This is a genomic window from Rugamonas violacea, from assembly GCF_016461825.1.
Taxonomy (GTDB): domain Bacteria; phylum Pseudomonadota; class Gammaproteobacteria; order Burkholderiales; family Burkholderiaceae_D; genus Rugamonas.
The window spans coordinates 1-573 of record NZ_JAEMNU010000024.1; the positions used below are offsets into that span (position 1 = coordinate 1).

1 protein-coding gene is annotated in these 573 nt (G+C 65.3%); it reads right to left on the reverse strand.

Annotated features, from left to right (window positions below):
* Positions 1 to 60: 60 nt before the first annotated feature.
* The gene (gene tnpA / locus H7U20_RS05170) at positions 61 to 399 is read right to left on the reverse strand and encodes an IS66 family insertion sequence element accessory protein TnpA (protein ID WP_199518543.1); all 339 of its coding nucleotides are present in this window, start codon (positions 397 to 399) and stop codon (positions 61 to 63) included.
* Positions 400 to 573: the final 174 nt, after the last annotated feature.

Genomic DNA, 573 nt, shown 5'->3' on the forward strand with positions numbered 1-573 from the left:
TGCGGAAGTCGACCGGGTCGCGGCATAAAAACACCTGGTCGATGCGGCAGCCCGGGTGCATCAGCGCGCTCCCGCGTGGGCGTGGGCGTGGGCCTGGTCCAAGGCCAGCAGCCACGCCGGAGACGGCAACGCCGCCATCTCCAGGCGCAGGCCGGAACCGAGCACCAGTGTGCACGGGCCGTCCGCCGCGGCCGTCGCGGCGGCCACCACCCGCAGCGCAACGAACTTGGCCGCTACGCGGCCACCCTCGCTCGCCTCGGCGGCCGGCGTCAATTTGCGACGCCAGTAGTACAGCGACGCCAGCGTCAGGCCGTGCCGCCGCGCATACACGCTCGTCGCACCGCCGTCGCGGCGGCACGCCTCAACGTGGGATGTCCAAAATTCGTTATCGCCGTCCATGCTTGCTCCCGTTTAAATTGAAAGGGCAAGCATGGCGAAATCAGGGCCAGGCCACAAGATTGTGGTTCATGGATCGCTTACACTGCATTCCTGTTGCTGGAAGAACGATTTGACCATCGCCGGCAATTTCTGAATACGTCGCAAGGCGCCCAGGGCGAGTTTTTTCATCCCGTC

What these genes read in the sequence shown, in the direction of transcription:
- tnpA (WP_199518543.1), bottom strand. Translation starts at nt 399, where the DNA reads ATGGACGGCGATAACGAATTTTGGACATCCCACGTTGAGGCGTGCCGC.